This is a genomic window from Acinetobacter sp. YH01005, from assembly GCF_013420465.1.
Taxonomy (GTDB): Bacteria; Pseudomonadota; Gammaproteobacteria; order Pseudomonadales; family Moraxellaceae; genus Acinetobacter; species Acinetobacter amyesii.
Genome location: NZ_VOYA01000009.1, coordinates 45,558 through 61,631 on the forward strand (window position 1 = coordinate 45,558; position 16,074 = coordinate 61,631).

The following is a 16,074-nucleotide window of genomic DNA, read 5'->3' on the forward strand; positions in this document are numbered from 1 at the left end:
CGAATGCTGAAAATCTGTACGACTTTGTGGAGAAAGGTAGGAGTGATGAATTTCACACTTTAATATTTCGGGTCATCGATAGGCCAAAAAACAATAAATATGTCATTTCAGACCCATTATCGGTACACTAGCGCCATTATTTTGAATTTTGGCATATCCGTGAAAGTTTAGCGGTAGAGCCTGTGTATTGAGATTTTTTGAAAAATGAAAGAATCGTTACGTTTACGATTAGATCAGCTCTCTGACCGTCACGAAGAATTAAATGCATTACTCGCAGATGTAGAAGTCATTTCAGACAATAAACGTTTCCGTCAGTTGTCTCGTGAGCATAGTGATTTATCTGAAATCACTGAAGTTTGGAAAAAATACCGTCAAGCAGAAGAAGATATTGAAACTGCTGAAGTGATGATGACGGATCCAGATTTCAAAGAAATGGCCGTTGAAGAAATTAAAGAAAATAAAGCTTTGATCGGTCAGCTTGAAGCAGACTTAAACATTCTGATGATTCCAAAAGATCCGAATGATGCGAACTCTGCCTATTTAGAAATCCGTGCTGGAACGGGTGGTGACGAAGCTGCAATTTTCTCGGGTGACTTGTATCGCATGTACAGTAAATATGCTGAATCACAAGGTTGGCGTATTGAAGTGCTGTCTGAAAATGACGGCGAACACGGCGGTTATAAAGAAGTGATTTGCCTCATCAATGGTGAAGGCGTATATGGCCGCTTAAAATTTGAAAGTGGCGCGCATCGTGTACAGCGTGTTCCTGCAACTGAGTCACAAGGTCGTGTTCATACTTCGGCATGTACTGTTGCGATTTTACCGGAAATTGATGTAGACACAAGTGTTGAAATTAATCCTTCAGAATTACGTATCGATACCTATCGTGCATCTGGTGCGGGTGGTCAGCACATTAACAAAACTGACTCTGCTGTACGTATTACCCATATTCCAACGGGTACAGTTGTAGAATGTCAGGACGAACGTTCACAGCATAAAAACAAAGCCAAAGCGATGGCGCTATTGGTTTCTCGTTTAGAAAATGCTAAACGCGCAGCGGCAGATGCAGCGACGTCTGAAATGCGTCGTGACTTGGTAGGTTCTGGTGACCGTTCTGAGCGTATTCGTACCTATAACTATCCACAAGGTCGTATGACTGATCATCGTATTAACCTAACACTGTATAAGTTAGATGCAGTGATGGAAGGTGATTTGACTGAATTGCTAGATAGTTTGCATCGTGAATATCAAGCCGATCAGTTGGCATTATTAGCACAGCAGAATGGTGGCTGATGAATATTGCACAGGCTTTGGCCTATCGTGGTGAACCTGAAAGTTATGAACGTCAGGAAAATGCGTGGTTGTTAGAGCACATCACCAAGATTGATTCTTTTGATTTAATCCTGAAAAAGGATCAAGAATTAACAGCTGAGCAAGAACAACTCTATGTTGAAAGTCTTGCTCGTATTGCTGCGGGTGAGCCTTTGGCTTATGTCACAGGTTCTCAGCCATTTTGGACGCTAGACTTAAAAGTGACTAAAGATACTTTGGTTCCACGTCCTGATACGGAAGTACTCGTTGAAACTGTACTGCGTTTAGAACTTCCTGAAGATGCTCGTGTGGTGGATTTAGGAACAGGAACTGGCGCTGTAGCTTTGTCATTAGCCAGTGAACGTCCAGATTGGTCAATTGTGGCTTCAGATATTTACGAACCTACCTTGGAAGTTGCTGAGTTTAATGCCAAAAAGCATGATCTTGAACATGTGCAGTTTGTCTTAGGTTCTTGGTTGAAACCCTTTGGTCGTGCTTTCTTTGATGTAATTGTGTCAAATCCGCCGTATATCGATGCTGATGATGTACACATGAAAGATTTGGCGACAGAGCCTGAACGTGCTTTTGTTGCGGACAATCATGGACTTGCAGATCTTGAACAAATCATTCTTCAAGCTAAAAAACATTTGACTGTGAATGGTTGGGTGGTGCTTGAACATGGCTATGACCAAGGTGAAGCAGTCAGACATTTGTTCTTACGAGTTGGATATCGAAATGTTCGGACTGTAAAAGATTATGGTGGCAATGACCGTGTCAGCTTAGGTCAGTGGCAACATTGATTTGGTATTAGAGATAGTCAAAAATAAAGCGCATTGAATGCGCTTTATTTTTTTGTTTTTGATATTCGATCAATACTTACATTGGGTAGTCTTGTAAGCTATCGAAAACTTCAACTTGTTCTAAAGCTGCTGTTTCTACTGCAAGACAGTAAGCAATAATTTTTGCAGTTGCATTGACTAAATTTTCATCTTTTAGATTTGCACCTGCTTGAATTGCTTCAATGTCATTTGCTTGGATATCCAGTGCATGAGCAACTTCAACTGCATTTTCAGTGCTAAAAAATTGTGAGATCAAATTTTGCAAATCAATATCTGCGACAGTTTTAAGCTGTTCATGAAACAGTTCATCAATTGCGTCAATCTGAGTGAAAAGAGAATCTGAAAAGTTTTGAACAAGTTGTTGTTCAAGAACATCAATCATCTTAAGCATAGGAAAGCCTTTCAAGGAGATGCAGGAGAATTGGAAAATAAATAAGCAAAGTGCTTTAAATTGAGTGAAAAATAACCTAATTAGGCTAAAGTAGCAATCCTTCAAGGATGAATGGTCAGTCTATTTATTGAATATTTTTAAGTTATTGATTTTCTATTAATTAGATGAATATTCAATTTATAAATAGCGAATATCAAATTTTAGGCCTTGAATTCAGGCGCATTATTTTGTCGATACGCACCGGGACTGACGCCTGTCCATTTTTTAAATGCCCGATGAAAAGCACTCGGATCATGAAAATTTAGTTCTTCACTGATATCTTGCAAACTTTTATCGGTATGGGTTAAAAAATCGATGGCAGTATCACGTCGGATATCATTTTTGAGTTGTTGATAACTCACACCTTCACTTTTAAGACGGCGATGCATTGTGGCTTCCGACATATTCATTTTGACTGCCAACTCATAAAACTCTAACCATTCGGCAGGAGAAACGTCTAACAGTTGTTTACGAATTTGGCTGCTGAGTGCATACGGGTTTTTAAAGCGTACCAAGAGGTTTTCAGGTGTTTGTTGTAGGAATTGATACCACGAACGTGTATCTTGTTTGATTGGCAGGGTTAGGTAACTGGCATCTAGCTGAATATAGTTTTGACTGGCTTGGTAATGAATATTTTCACAGAAGCGAACTTTATAGTCGTGATCATCAAGCGGTGCATCACATTTAAATTGGATTTGGTTTAATAAAATCCGTTGTCCACTTAGCCAGCACAGTAGCGTGTGGATGAGCATCAAATATGTTGCATAGCTGAACATGCGTTTAGGCGCTTGTTGGTCATAGATCACGATATAAGCAAAGTGATCTTCAATGGTTAAATCACTATGCAAGTCATCTAAAACCAGATTTAAAAATTGTAGGATTTGCTTAAGTGCATCCCCCAAGGTGCTGTTATGCATGACCATTTTCGAAAGTAGTTTAAAACTACCACGTCGCATGGCATGCCGATCCATGCCAAAAAATTCATCATCCATCACATCTGCAAGATGAGTCCATAAAGCCGCATATTGTGAAACGGAAACTCTGGTTTTACTCGATAGCAGTAACTCTGAGGGTATACCAGACTTTTGTAAAATAGCAGAAATATCAAAGTGCTTTTTTTGCGCATCGTGTAATGCTTCATGCACCAAGTCGATAGAAATCGTCCCTTTACTGTATTCGAGTCCATGCTTCGGCATATGTGCGGATAGGTCCTTGTTCAGAATTGTCCAAATACATCAGAAAAGATGCAACATTTGGAAATTGTACTGAATAAATTCTCTGTTTACTCTGCATCTTAAGTCGAATTTAAAACAAGACATCGTAAATAGGGAAATGCTATGGACATAAAAGGAAAAGTTTTCGTCGTGACAGGTGGTGCATCGGGTCTAGGCGCTGCGACAGCAACACATCTGATTGGCTTGGGCGCCAAAGTGATTATTGTGGATATGAATCTTGAGCATGGCGAAGCGATGCAACGTCAACTGGGTGATCATGCCAAATTTGTTCAATTGGATGTCACTGATGAACAAGCGGTCGGCGCTTTCTTTGCACAAGTTGAAGCGGAATTTGGTCAACTTAATGGCTTAGTGAACTGCGCAGGTATCGCACCCTCTGCAAAAGTTTTAGGTCGTGACGGATTACATGATTTGGCGATGTTCCAAAAAGTATTAAATATAAATGTTTCAGGTACATTCAATATGCTGCGCTATGCGGCACAACTGATTGCTAAATATGAATTAAAAGCAGGTGAAGAAGAGCGTGGCGTGATAGTGAATACTGCGTCGGTTGCGGCTTTCGATGGTCAAATTGGTCAGTCGGCTTATGCAGCATCAAAAGGGGCAGTGGTTGCAATGACATTACCTCTTGCACGTGAGCTTGCACGTGAATCAATCCGTGTGATGACCATTGCTCCGGGCATTATGGAAACGCCGATGCTCAAAGGCTTAGCACAAAATGTACAAGATGCTTTGGGGCAAATGGTGCCTTTCCCTCCACGTTTAGCAAAACCACAAGAGTTTGCAAAATTAGTGACGCATATTTTTGAAAATGCTTATCTCAATGGTGAAGTGATACGTCTTGATGGCGCGATCCGTATGCAGCCTAAATAGTTATTTATTAAAACTGCTTATTCAGGCTTCTACGACGGAGTCTGATCGAGAATAACTTCGTTGACAGTAGCTCATCTCGTTACTTTTGTTTCGGCAAAAGTAACCAAAACCATAGTCATTTGTAAAACTCGTCATCAAGTATTTATTGATTTATAGGTCGCAGAAACATTAGAGATTAATGGCGTCCTGCCTCAGACAGTTGCAAATGGCGTCGTCGTGTATCCAACTTTGCTTTATACAGCCAAAGAATTTTTAATTCCGCAGTTATCCAAAAATTAAAGCTATACGCGCTATAAAAGATTTAGAAAAGGAAGTCCCATGATTTTAAATGATGAACAAAAAATGGTTCAGGACATGATGCGAAGCTATTCGCAAGAAAAATTGAAACCAACGGCAGCAGAGCGTGACAAAACGGCAGCATTTCCTGCACAAGAGCTAAAGGAACTTGGTGAGCTAGGTGCTTTAGGCATGACGGTTTCGGATGAATGGGGTGGTGCAGGTTTAGACTATGTGTCTTTGGTTGTTGCCTTAGAAGAAATTGCTGCTGGCGATGGTGCGATTTCCACAATTGTTAGCGTACAAAACTCACTGCCATGTGGCATCACGCAGCGTTATGGTACAGAAGCACAAAAAGAAAAATACTTAAAAAAATTAGCCACAGGCGAATGGTTGGGATGTTTTTGCTTAACAGAACCACAAGTGGGTTCAGATGCGAGTGCGTTGGAATGTAAAGCGGAGCGTGATGGTGACGAGTGGGTGTTAAATGGCACCAAGCAATTTATTACCACAGGAAAACATGCCCAAGTAGCCTTGGTTTTTGCGGTAACGGATAAGTCTGCAGGTAAAAAAGGGATTTCGTGCTTTTTAGTACCAACGGATGCGCCGGGTTATATCGTAACGCGTTTAGAAGACAAAATGGGTCAGCATTGTTCCGATACAGCAACTATTGTTTTAGATGACTGTCGTATTCCTGCGGATAGTCTTTTAGGCCAAGAGGGTGAAGGCTATAAAATTGCCTTATCGAACTTAGAGTCAGGTCGAATTGGTATTGCAGCGCAGTCTGTGGGTATGGCCCGTGCGGCATTAGATGCAGCCGTTGAATATGCTAATGAACGAAAGGCATTTGGGGTGGAGATTGTTCAGCATCAAGCCGTGGCATTTCGCCTCGCGGATATGGCCACCCAAATTGAGGCAGCACGTCAATTAATCTTCCATGCAGCGACGTTAAAAGATGCAGGTTTTCCATGCTTAAAAGAAGCCTCGATGGCGAAACTTTTTGCATCGACGATGGCTGAACGGGTGTGTTCAGATGCCATTCAAATCCATGGAGGCTACGGTTATGTATCTGATTTCCCAGTAGAACGAATTTATCGTGATGTGCGTGTCAGTCAAATCTATGAAGGTGCATCGGACATTCAACGTCTGGTGATAGCACGTGAAGTAACCAAAGGATAGGTGATTAAAAAATAGACTTTGGTCGATGTTCAAACCCTGCAATGGCGTTGATGGTTATGGAAATTGCAGGGGACATCCAAACATGGTTATCTAGGTATACACAGTCTAAGAATAGATTGTTTAACAAAGTATAAGTTTCAAAACTAAAAAACCGACATTGCAATCGGTGTATGGAATAGCAGTAAAGGCGGATGTGGCAAAGGAATCGTCACTAGTACGCAGCGGTACAACAACAAGATGAATAAACCTCAAAGTCTTGCACTTTGAATCATAGAGAACAGGATAGGAATTGTCGTCATGAAGACACTAGAACAAGCATATCGTGATTTTAATTTTGAAAAGATGGTTACAGAACAATTGGTCGGTACGCCAAGTTCAATCAATGCTTATGATGAATGTTGTGGGCGCTATGTTGGGCAAAATCGAACTGCGCTGATCTGGGAAGGTAAAAATGGTGAATCTGAGCAATGGACTTTTGAGCAATTAGATTTAGCTTCTGCACAATTGGCAAATTATTATCAGCGCATTGGATTGAAAGCAGGTGATTGCATTGCAGGTCTTTTACCTCGCACAGCAGAGTTGTTGATCACCGTATTGGCAACATGGCGTATAGGGGCAATTTATCAACCGTTGTTTACTGCATTTGAGTCCAAAGCGATTGAACATCGAGTGCAAACTGTGGGAACAAAGCTGATTGTAACCAACACTGAGCAACGATCAAAACTCAATCATATTGATTTACCACATATTTTAACCGTACATGCCGATCAAGCAATTCAGACAGATCCTGACTTTTGGTCAGAGCTGCAACTGCATGACACCACATTTAACTCAGTACCGCGTTCATTTGATGATGAATTTTTAATGATGTTTACCTCAGGAACGACCGGTTTAGCCAAGTCTGTACCTGTGCCGCACAAAGCGTTGTTGGCATTTAAAGGGTATATGACACATGCGGTTGATTTGCGTGATGAAGATTCATTTTGGAATTTGGCAGATCCGGGCTGGGCTTATGGTTTGTACTATGGAATTGCAGGGCCTTTAAGTTTAGGGCACAGCATTATTATGGATGAACGGGCTTTTAGTGTTGATCATGCACTTCAAGTCATCAAAAAATATAAAGTCAGCAATTTGACCGGTTCACCAACGGCTTTTCGTATGTTCTTTGGGTTTAAAGAAAAATTTGATGAATCCATAAAATCACATTTACGGGTTGTGAGTAGCGCAGGAGAGCCACTAACTCCCGAAGTGATTCAATGGTTTAATCACGATTTAAACGTCAATATTTATGACCAATATGGACAAACGGAACTCGGTATGGTGATTGCAAATCATCATGCTTTAGAACACTACAAAAAAGTGGGTTCAGCCGGTTTTGCGATACCGGGACATCGTTTCGCGGTGCTCAATAAAGACCATCAAGAAATTGAACGTGGTGGCATTGGAACATTGGCATTAGACTGGTCACAATCACCACTCATGTGGTTCACGGGCTATGGTGGCAATAACCGTAAAGCCTTTGTTGGGAACTATTATTTAACCGGTGATACAGTTCGTTTAAATGAAGAAGGTGGCATTGATTTTGTTGGTCGTGCTGACGATGTCATTACAACGTCAGGCTATCGTGTAGGGCCTTTCGATGTGGAAAGTACGTTATTGGAATGTGAAGAGGTTTTAGAGTCGGCAGTTGTCGGTAAGCCTGATCCTGAGCGTACAGAATTGGTCAAAGCTTTTGTGGTGTTAAAGCCACAATATGAAGCTAGTTCTGAACTCATGGATAAGCTACAAGCCTATGTAAGATCACGTTTATCCAAGCATGCTTATCCAAAAGAAATTGAATTTGTGGATGGGTTGCCTAAAACATCGAGTGGAAAAATCCAACGTAATTTGTTGAAGCAACAAGAAGTGGCCAAAGCGTAATTAATTCAAAAGGTCAGTTGAGTCAATTTATATACGCAAGAAAGGCTGCTTGATGCAGCCTTTTTTAAATTGATGTTTGAGCTGGTGAAACCATTCATTCGAGATCATATATGCACTTGACTAACTGTGGGACAATCCAAATTAACCTAAAATTAAAGCATTAATTCAAATCAATAAAATCATTTATTTTAAGTTCAGGGTATTATGTTCAGTATCAAGTTCTTGAGTTTTACCCGTTAAATTGCCCTTCAAAACTTTGAATAAATGGGTGACTTTATTGTCTTTGACATTCCAGAATTCTGCACTAATAGCATTAGCTATCAAAACGCGAACAGTAGGATCAGTCTTGCCATCGAACCAGTTTTCAGCCCAAGGATTCCATAATTTATCGATTAGGGCCGCATCTGTACTGATTTCTCCATGAGCACTAATTGATACATAAATATCGTCTGAAGATTTAGCGAATGCTAATCCAAGATGATTACGACCTGCATTGACTGCCTCTACAAGGTCATTATTTTCTTTCATAAGAAAATAGATATTTTCATGCTCATTCATCTTATCAGAATTAAGCATGGTCATGGGTTGAGAATGAATTTCTTGCTTGTCAGTGACATGGCTAATCATGGTGAAACGCACGTCTTTAATGAGTTCCCATAATTTTTGTCGCTGATCTTGTTCAACGTATTCTTGTGACATTTTATTCTCCACTTTTAAGTAATCACTTTGGGGTAAAGGGGTAAATATGAATGAGCAAAAAGTATTTGAATAATGTGTGTTAGCTCATAAGTTTATCTAACATATTGTGTCAGCAATTTAATTCTCACTGAATTCATACATATACCTACGGATTAAATCTCTTTGCATACATAAACGCTTAAAATGTCTTGGATTAAGTTTTATTTTCTGAGGCTAAGGTAGAAAAGAATCATTAAAATGAACCTAATATAAGCAGCTCTAGTGCAACTAAATATGTTTAAAAATATAACTATATTTTTTATTTATTATTTTTAAAACATGTATACGCTATACCTCTATGATGTTTCTACGTACTAAGGTGTCTGAGATACTGTATTTTAAATAGTGTAATTGAAGATACGCTAACTGAGAAAAATGCCATGTCTACAGAGCATTTATTTTAACTTTAAGCTGTATATTGTCTTGCTCAAATAGCAGGGTGTTTTTACACTGTTTCGGGTTTGTACTCGAACAACATTTGATGGATATCGGTGTTTTAATCTTTTGCGTGCGATATAAACTCGCCCATTTTTTATGCTTGACGAATTTTAATAAGGAAATACTTTGTCTACGTTTAAATCGAATGAATCAACATCTGAATTTGAATTAAGTGATGATGAAATGCATTTATACAGCCGTCAAATATTGCTTGATGGATGGGACATCGATGCACAAGAGAAGCTAAAACTTGCCAATGTACTCATCGTGGGGTGTGGTGGGATTGGGTGTACCACAGCCGAATTATTGGCACGTGCAGGCGTCGGACAAATCACTTTGATCGATGCAGATCGAATTGAAATCAGTAATTTGCAACGACAAATTGCTTATACCAAACACGATGTAGGTTTTTATAAAGCTGAAATTTTGGCTAAACGTTTACAAACGATTAACCCGTATATCCGTGTGCAAAGCTATACCTCAAAATTAGATGAAAGCAATGCAAAGGCATTGATTTCACAGCAAGATTTGGTTCTCGATGGTTGTGATAACTTCAGCACACGTTATTTGGTCAATGCGAGCTGTGTAGAAAATAATGTGGCGCTGATTAGTGCTTCAGCAATTGGCTTTCAAGGGCAATTATTTATGGTTGAAGCCGATGCTGCCTGTTATGAATGTCTATTTTCAAAAGAACACCATGCCAGTGAAAGTTTACGCTGTGCAGACTCGGGTGTACTTGCAACGACACCAAATGTTATGGCAAGTTTACAAGCACATCATGCCTTGCTCTATTTGGGTTTAGGGGAGACAGCACTGAAACAAAAGCTTTTGTTGTGGGACGGTCGGTCAATGAAGCAAAAAATTCTCGCTTTTGAAAAAGATCCCGATTGTCCAATCTGTCAGGCAAGATAAAGCAGCAAGTCCTTATTTTTTTGCTACACTCACGTTAATTATTTTTTTCTAAGACATTATGAAAAACAATATCTGGTTAGATGGAATTCGCTCGGTTGCCCGAATGGGTGAGACCGCAGTCGTTGCGGCAAAAGCCGGCTTTAAATATGCAACTGAAAAACCAAGTAACGCAAAACTCATGCGTGAAACTTTTGAATCACTGGGTTCAACCTATATTAAATTAGGTCAATTTATTGCCAGTACACCTTCTTTATTTCCACGTGAATATGTCGAAGAGTTTCAAGGTTGTTTAGATCAGACACCGTCATTGCCGTTTAGTTATGTGCAGCAGGTATTGGCTTCAGAATTTGCTGGTCGTAATTTAGATGAAATATTTGCTTCAATTGATGAAAAGCCTTTGGCTTCTGCATCGATTGCACAGGTGCATGCCGCTAAATTGGTCACTGGTGAAAATGTTGTTATTAAGGTGCAAAAGCCGGGTGTCGAGACGATTCTCTATACAGATTTAAATGTCTTACATTGGGCTACTAAACTGGTTGAAAAAGCTGTACCCAAAGTTAAATTTGCCTCACTTGCAGATATTGTTGAAGAAATTAAAGTTCGCATGGTACGTGAGGTGGACTTTATTGAAGAAGCTCAAAATCTTGACGACTTTGTGAATTATCTGAACGTAACTCAAAACAAAGCCGCAACAGCACCAAAGGTTTATCACCAATATTCAACACGTCGCGTCTTAACCATGGAGCGTTTATACGGCGTACCATTGACTGATTTTGATGTGGTCAAGAAAGTCGCTAAAGATCCATCGCAAGTTTTGGTGACAGCGATGAATACATGGTTTGGCAGCTTGATGTTATGTAACAGTTTCCATGCAGACTTACATGCAGGCAACCTGATGCTGTTAGAAGATGGTCGAGTAGGCTTCATCGATTTTGGTATCGTAGGCCAGTTGAAACCTGAAGTGTGGACAGCATGTATTGCGTTTATGGATGCCCTACAAAAAACTGACTACAACTTGATGGCTGAAAACATGCTGAAAATGGGCATGACGGCTGTCAAAATTGACACACAAGTCTTAGCTGCCGACTTAGAGCGCTTATTTAGCGGTGTGCTTTTGGCCGATCCGCAAGAGTTATTAACCTCAAATCCTGCCGATTTGAATGACATCATGATGGATATGGTACAAGTCGGAGAGCGTCATGGTATTCGCTTCCCACGTGACTTCGCTTTATTATTCAAACAAATGTTGTACTTCGATCGCTTTATGCGCATCCTTGCGCCATATACTGATATTTATGCAGACCAGCGTATTCAAATGGTGCAGACTATGGAACCTAATTTATTGTTGAAGCAATAATTTAGCCGCAAGATATAAATAAAATCCTCCTTCTTTAACAGGAGGATTTTATCGATGTTTAAGATTTTAATTTGAGTGTAAGAATGGACGCAATTATCATTGAAGGTTTGAAAGTTGAGACTGTCATCGGCTGTTTCAATTGGGAGCGTCAGATTATTCAGCCTTTGATGCTCGACCTCAATATTCAAACTAGTTTAGCGCAGGCGGCTCAGTCAGATGAGCTTGAAGATACCTTGAATTATGCTGAAATTTGCGAAATATCAGCCAAAGTCATTCAAACTGCTCAACCTAAATTGATCGAACATGCAGCAAAACTGGTGATTGATGCACTTTTCGCTACCTATGACAGCATTGAATCTATTATGATTAGCATCCGGAAGCCTGCCATTATCGCGCAAGCCAATTCTGTAGGAATTCGTCTTGAACGCCACCGAAACGATTTTCGCCCTAGCTCTGGCGAGTAATTTCAATCCCAAACCTCATTTTCAACAGGCTTTACGTCAAATTCAGGCTTTGGGTCATGTTGAATTTTCCAAAATTTATGTGATTCCTTGTCGTGATGGCATTGGGGCGGATTATTGGAATGCAGCTTGTTTGGTGAAAAGCAGTTTATCTGTAGATGAAATCAGCACCTTACTGAAAAAAATGGAAGCAGACTCAGGTCGTGTTCGTCCGTCTCATAATATCGCTTTGGATCTGGATCTGATCGCGTGGGGTGAAAGCTTAGCGCACATGCAATTTAATCCGAAAAAACTGCCTTTAGCACTCGATGTTAAAATACCAATGTTCGACATTTGGAAAAATGAAATGTTTGAACATCCAGCACATCAATTTCCTATGGTGAGTTGCCAAAAAGTTTTAGTGGATTGAGCGAATGAAACGAAATGTTTTCAATGCACATGAGTGATATTTCAAACTGACCTTAAATACGCTAGATAAACAATAACAAAAATATTCAAATCCTGTCATGGTATGCGCTAGCGTATAGGCTGTCGCAGGATTACATTATCTTTTTAGCTTCAAAATAATGATATGAACTGGACTGATCTGATTCAGCACTATGGCTATATTGCGATTTTTATTGGCACATTGTTTGAAGGAGAAACAGTGCTGATGATTGGCGCCTATGCCGTCCATCAACACATACTTCATTTTCCAATGTTGATTGCAGTGGCGATGTTGGGCAGTTTTATTGGCGATCAGTTTTATTATCAAATGGGCGCTCGCTATGGGCAAAAACTTATCCAGTCGAATGCAGAATTTGCACAAAAATTCGATCGTGCGAGCCAGTTTATTGAACGTTATCCTATTTTGACCATTTTATTTATGCGCTTTGCTTGGGGTTTTAGAACTATTTTACCTATTGCAGTCGGTGTGCGTGCTTATCCTGTTTGGAAATATGTGCTGATTAATCTAGTTGCCTGTTTTATTTGGGCGATGTTAGTCGCAACGATTGGCTTCCAAATCAGTCATTATTTACATCTATTTTGGGCGAAAATGCTGCCTTATCATCAAGATATTTACATCGTTATTGCCGTTATTTTATGTATCGTATTCTTCCGTGTGCTCTATACGGTGTTGAAGTGGTGGCGTAAGCATCATCAACATTGATAAAGTGCAAGTGTTTGATCTGATAAAGTCGTCAAAACATAATTAAAAGATTTAAAGGGATATTTAGTGAGAGCAATATGGGCTTAGGTTATGGTGCGGGTGCGGGAGGTTTCCTTATTATTTGCTTTGCGATTTTGGTGCTATTTATTGTCATTGCGATTTGGTTGAGTTGGAATAATTGGTATAAAAAGCAAAAAAATCGACCATATAAAGTAAATGCGGCACTTAAAATTGGCTTATCTGGCGTATTGTTTTTCCCTTTATTTGTTGCAGTAACGCTTGGATTGTTCGTGATTTCAGATCTTATTTCTGACTATGCAGAGTTGCAGCATCAAAAGAAAATTCATATACAGTTGCAGGAACCTTTAAACTTTGGAGAGGTTGTACTGCCTGAAGGCACGTGGATTAACCGATCATTTGAAACCGATTATACTCTGGAACAGATGACTGATATTCGTCAAGGTTTGACATCGGCTCGTTTTCCACAGCCGATTCAAATAGCTGGATTTGATGTTATTGCATTTGAGCTGCATCGCCATTTATTGCTTGAGTTGGCACATGATCAAACCGTTATGATGAATAACCAAAAGGAAATTTGTCCGGCAGGATGGCTGCTTGAGTTAGGTGGAGCAGGTTATCCGTCCACTGCACAACGTTATAGTTTGAATTTTGATTGGTTTACACCAAGTCGATGGCAGCCTATAAACTGTTTTGATGGTGAAGGAATTATTGTATTAAAGTCAAAAGATTTCTCATAAAAAAGCCTGCATCATTGCAGGCTTTTTTTTCACTATTTATAAAACTTAGCGACAATCATTAGAAAATCATTAAATGTAATAACTGGTTTTGGTCATCAGCTTTGAAATACCAGTCATGGCAATACGAACTGGAACAGGAAGGTCTACACCACCTGCATTGAGTGCTGTATCACGGTGATGCAGCTCATCTTCATTCATTTGCACTAAGATTTTACGTGAACGTTCGTCTTGTTCAGGAAGTTGGCGGATGTGATCTTCTAAATGCAGGCTCACTTGACGCTCAGTTTCAGCGACAAAACCTAGGCTGTATTGATCACCGGCAATACCTGCCAATGCACCCATCCCAAAAGAAAGGCCGTACCAAACAGGGTTGAGCAGACTGGTATGGCTGTCTAATTCTTTTAAGCGGTCTTCACACCAAGCCAAATGGTCTTGTTCCTCAATCGCAGCTTGTTCCATTTCACGGCGTACGTTCGGCAGTTTCGCGGTGAGGGCTTGGCCATGATAAAGCGCTTGAGCACACACTTCACCACTATGGTTGACCCGCATTAGACCTGCCACATGGCGTGCTTCGCTGACTGCAAGTTGCGTTTTTTCAGCAACAGACGGGTTTTCGCGATGTGCAGCCGTTGCTCCGGGAACTAAACTACGTAAGGCCTGATCAAATGAGTGAATAAGTTTGTCGACACCTGTAAATTGACGCATGGATTAATCCTCCAGAGAGACTTGCGTAGTTTGAAGCAAAGGTTTGATGTGTAATAGCAGCCAAATACAAAAGATAGCACTGAGCACTGCGGTTATACAAAAAAGTATTTTAATATCAATCTTTAAAACACTCAGAATGATAATTGAAAATATAGCAGAAGATACCATAAATACCGCATTTAAAATGTTGTTTGCGGCAACGACTCGTGCACGATGTGAGCGTGGAGAGTATGCTTGCATCATTGCATAGAGCGGAACGATGTAAAAACCGCCACTAATACCCAATAAAGTCACGGCAATCATGACATGGTAATAGCCCCAACCTTGATGAAAAACTTCTGAAAGGGTAATGAGTGGGCCAGTTTGAGTCGGGACGAGGGTCAAACTAAAGGCTAAATACAGTGCAAATACCGTTAAACCTACAGCACCGATGGGAACCATCTTAATATTGACTTGAGTGCCGCCTAATTTACGACAAAGCAATGAACCTACGCCCACACCCACAGAGAAAAAGGTCAATAGCAAGCTAACGACATTTTCAGAGGCATGTAGATTTTGCTGAGTCATTTGTGGAATTTGGGTAAGGTAGGTTGCACCATAAAACCAATACCACGAGTTCCCCAATAAAATAGTAAAAATCAGCGGCAAACTTTTGGCATATTTCATCGTTTGGTAACTAGTTCGGAAAAAGTTCCAATCGATTTTTAAATCTGGTGTAGTAACATTTTGCTTAAGAATAAAACGACTGGTGATATAACCTAAAATGGCGATGGTCATTACGGTTAGGCTGATCCACAATAAATTGCCTTGTGATGAAGCAATCACAGCACCACCCAAAATCATCCCAAATAAAATCGCCATGGATGTTGCAGATTGGAACAGCGCATTGCCTGACATTAGCTCATTGGGTTTTAAAATTTCAGGCAAAATCGCATATTTGATTGGACCAAAAAATGTCGAATGGGTTCCCATCAAAAATAGAGCCAACAATAACAACCATAAATGACCGGTCAGAAAGCCAATGCTGCCGATGACCATGATGATAATTTCTAAAATTTTGATACCACGGACAAGTTGTGAACGTTCAAACTTATCTGCGATCTGTCCCGCTGTCGCTGAAAAAATAAAGTAGGGTAAAATAAACAATAATGCAGCTAGATTGTTTAGCGTGCTGATGGGTAATGCCTGTTGTTGGATTAATCCATAGGTGATGACCAACAATAAAGCCTGTTTATACACATTGTCATTGAGCGCCCCAAAAAATTGGGTCAAAAACATAGGCAGGAAGCGGCGTGTACCTAGCAGATGTTCGTTGTTATTCATAAGTGTCTTGCTACATTAAGTTTTATTAAGAAATGTGAGTGATTGGTAAAATCTCTAAAAAATCATGTAATATGTTTTTTGAGTTTGGAGATGGCGAAAAACCAATAGATATAAGATCTTTAGCTCTATATCTGGTTGACTAAGTCCATTACATAATGAAATTTGTTAG

General features: G+C 40.0%; 16 protein-coding genes. 11 read left to right on the forward strand and 5 right to left on the reverse strand.

Annotated elements, in window-relative coordinates:
• Nucleotides 1-204 precede the first annotated feature (204 nt).
• Together prfA and prmC are read left to right on the forward strand one after the other, a co-directional pair.
• Entirely contained in the window at nt 205-1,293 is a 1,089-nt protein-coding gene (prfA, locus tag FTT72_RS08280; protein ID WP_078188570.1) for a peptide chain release factor 1, read from the forward strand.
• A complete protein-coding gene (gene prmC, locus FTT72_RS08285; RefSeq protein ID WP_180160365.1) occupies nt 1,293-2,111 on the forward strand; it encodes a peptide chain release factor N(5)-glutamine methyltransferase in 819 nt (272 codons plus the stop codon). Before prfA ends, prmC begins: the two co-directional genes overlap by 1 nt.
• Before the next feature lie 76 nt (nt 2,112-2,187).
• Here prmC and FTT72_RS08290 read toward each other — a convergent pair whose 3' ends face one another.
• Together FTT72_RS08290 and FTT72_RS08295 are read right to left on the reverse strand one after the other, a co-directional pair.
• Nucleotides 2,188-2,541 carry a hypothetical protein gene (locus tag FTT72_RS08290; RefSeq protein ID WP_180178197.1) on the reverse strand — a complete coding sequence of 118 codons (354 nt, stop codon included), beginning with the start codon at nt 2,539-2,541 and terminating at the stop codon, nt 2,188-2,190.
• 200 nt (nt 2,542-2,741) lie between these two features.
• Entirely contained in the window at nt 2,742-3,776 is a 1,035-nt protein-coding gene (locus FTT72_RS08295) for an AraC family transcriptional regulator (protein WP_180135059.1), read from the reverse strand.
• Between the two features lie 141 nt (nt 3,777-3,917).
• Between FTT72_RS08295 and FTT72_RS08300 the strand changes: the two genes are divergently transcribed.
• From FTT72_RS08300 to FTT72_RS08310, 3 genes are all read left to right on the forward strand, one after another.
• Nucleotides 3,918-4,688 (forward strand): 3-hydroxyacyl-CoA dehydrogenase, encoded by a 771-nt coding sequence (locus FTT72_RS08300; protein WP_180178198.1) that lies wholly within the window; start codon nt 3,918-3,920, stop codon nt 4,686-4,688.
• 318 nt (nt 4,689-5,006) lie between these two features.
• Complete coding sequence (locus FTT72_RS08305) at nt 5,007-6,143, forward strand: acyl-CoA dehydrogenase family protein (RefSeq protein ID WP_180051140.1); 1,137 nt, start codon at nt 5,007-5,009, stop codon at nt 6,141-6,143.
• Between the two features lie 297 nt (nt 6,144-6,440).
• Entirely contained in the window at nt 6,441-8,063 is a 1,623-nt protein-coding gene (locus tag FTT72_RS08310) for an AMP-binding protein (protein WP_180178199.1), read from the forward strand.
• A 183-nt stretch (nt 8,064-8,246) separates the two neighbouring features.
• Here FTT72_RS08310 and FTT72_RS08315 read toward each other — a convergent pair whose 3' ends face one another.
• Nucleotides 8,247-8,762, reverse strand: coding sequence for a pyridoxamine 5'-phosphate oxidase family protein (locus FTT72_RS08315; protein WP_180026408.1), 516 nt, complete (start codon nt 8,760-8,762; stop codon nt 8,247-8,249).
• A gap of 660 nt (nt 8,763-9,422) precedes the next feature.
• On the opposite strand from FTT72_RS08315, the gene FTT72_RS08320 reads away from it, so the two are divergent.
• From FTT72_RS08320 to FTT72_RS08345, 6 genes are all read left to right on the forward strand, one after another.
• Nucleotides 9,423-10,151, forward strand: coding sequence for a HesA/MoeB/ThiF family protein (locus tag FTT72_RS08320; protein WP_180178221.1), 729 nt, complete (start codon nt 9,423-9,425; stop codon nt 10,149-10,151).
• 58 nt (nt 10,152-10,209) lie between these two features.
• A complete protein-coding gene (locus FTT72_RS08325) occupies nt 10,210-11,508 on the forward strand; it encodes an AarF/ABC1/UbiB kinase family protein (RefSeq protein WP_180178200.1) in 1,299 nt (432 codons plus the stop codon).
• Between the two features lie 83 nt (nt 11,509-11,591).
• Nucleotides 11,592-11,972, forward strand: coding sequence for a dihydroneopterin aldolase (gene folB, locus FTT72_RS08330; RefSeq protein ID WP_168377722.1), 381 nt, complete (start codon nt 11,592-11,594; stop codon nt 11,970-11,972).
• Nucleotides 11,929-12,378 carry a 2-amino-4-hydroxy-6-hydroxymethyldihydropteridine diphosphokinase gene (locus tag FTT72_RS08335; RefSeq protein ID WP_078193947.1) on the forward strand — a complete coding sequence of 150 codons (450 nt, stop codon included), beginning with the start codon at nt 11,929-11,931 and terminating at the stop codon, nt 12,376-12,378. Before folB ends, FTT72_RS08335 begins: the two co-directional genes overlap by 44 nt.
• Nucleotides 12,379-12,540: 162 nt before the next feature.
• Entirely contained in the window at nt 12,541-13,119 is a 579-nt protein-coding gene (locus FTT72_RS08340) for a DedA family protein (protein WP_257220684.1), read from the forward strand.
• Nucleotides 13,120-13,196: 77 nt separating this feature from the next.
• The gene (locus FTT72_RS08345) at nt 13,197-13,877 is read left to right on the forward strand and encodes a hypothetical protein (RefSeq protein WP_180010355.1); all 681 of its coding nucleotides are present in this window, start codon (nt 13,197-13,199) and stop codon (nt 13,875-13,877) included.
• A gap of 69 nt (nt 13,878-13,946) precedes the next feature.
• Here the strand turns inward: FTT72_RS08345 and coq7 are convergent, their stop codons facing one another.
• Nucleotides 13,947-14,582 (reverse strand): 2-polyprenyl-3-methyl-6-methoxy-1,4-benzoquinone monooxygenase, encoded by a 636-nt coding sequence (coq7, locus tag FTT72_RS08350; protein WP_168377720.1) that lies wholly within the window; start codon nt 14,580-14,582, stop codon nt 13,947-13,949.
• A 3-nt stretch (nt 14,583-14,585) separates the two neighbouring features.
• Nucleotides 14,586-15,905 carry an MFS transporter gene (locus tag FTT72_RS08355; protein WP_180178201.1) on the reverse strand — a complete coding sequence of 440 codons (1,320 nt, stop codon included), beginning with the start codon at nt 15,903-15,905 and terminating at the stop codon, nt 14,586-14,588.
• Nucleotides 15,906-16,074: the final 169 nt, after the last annotated feature.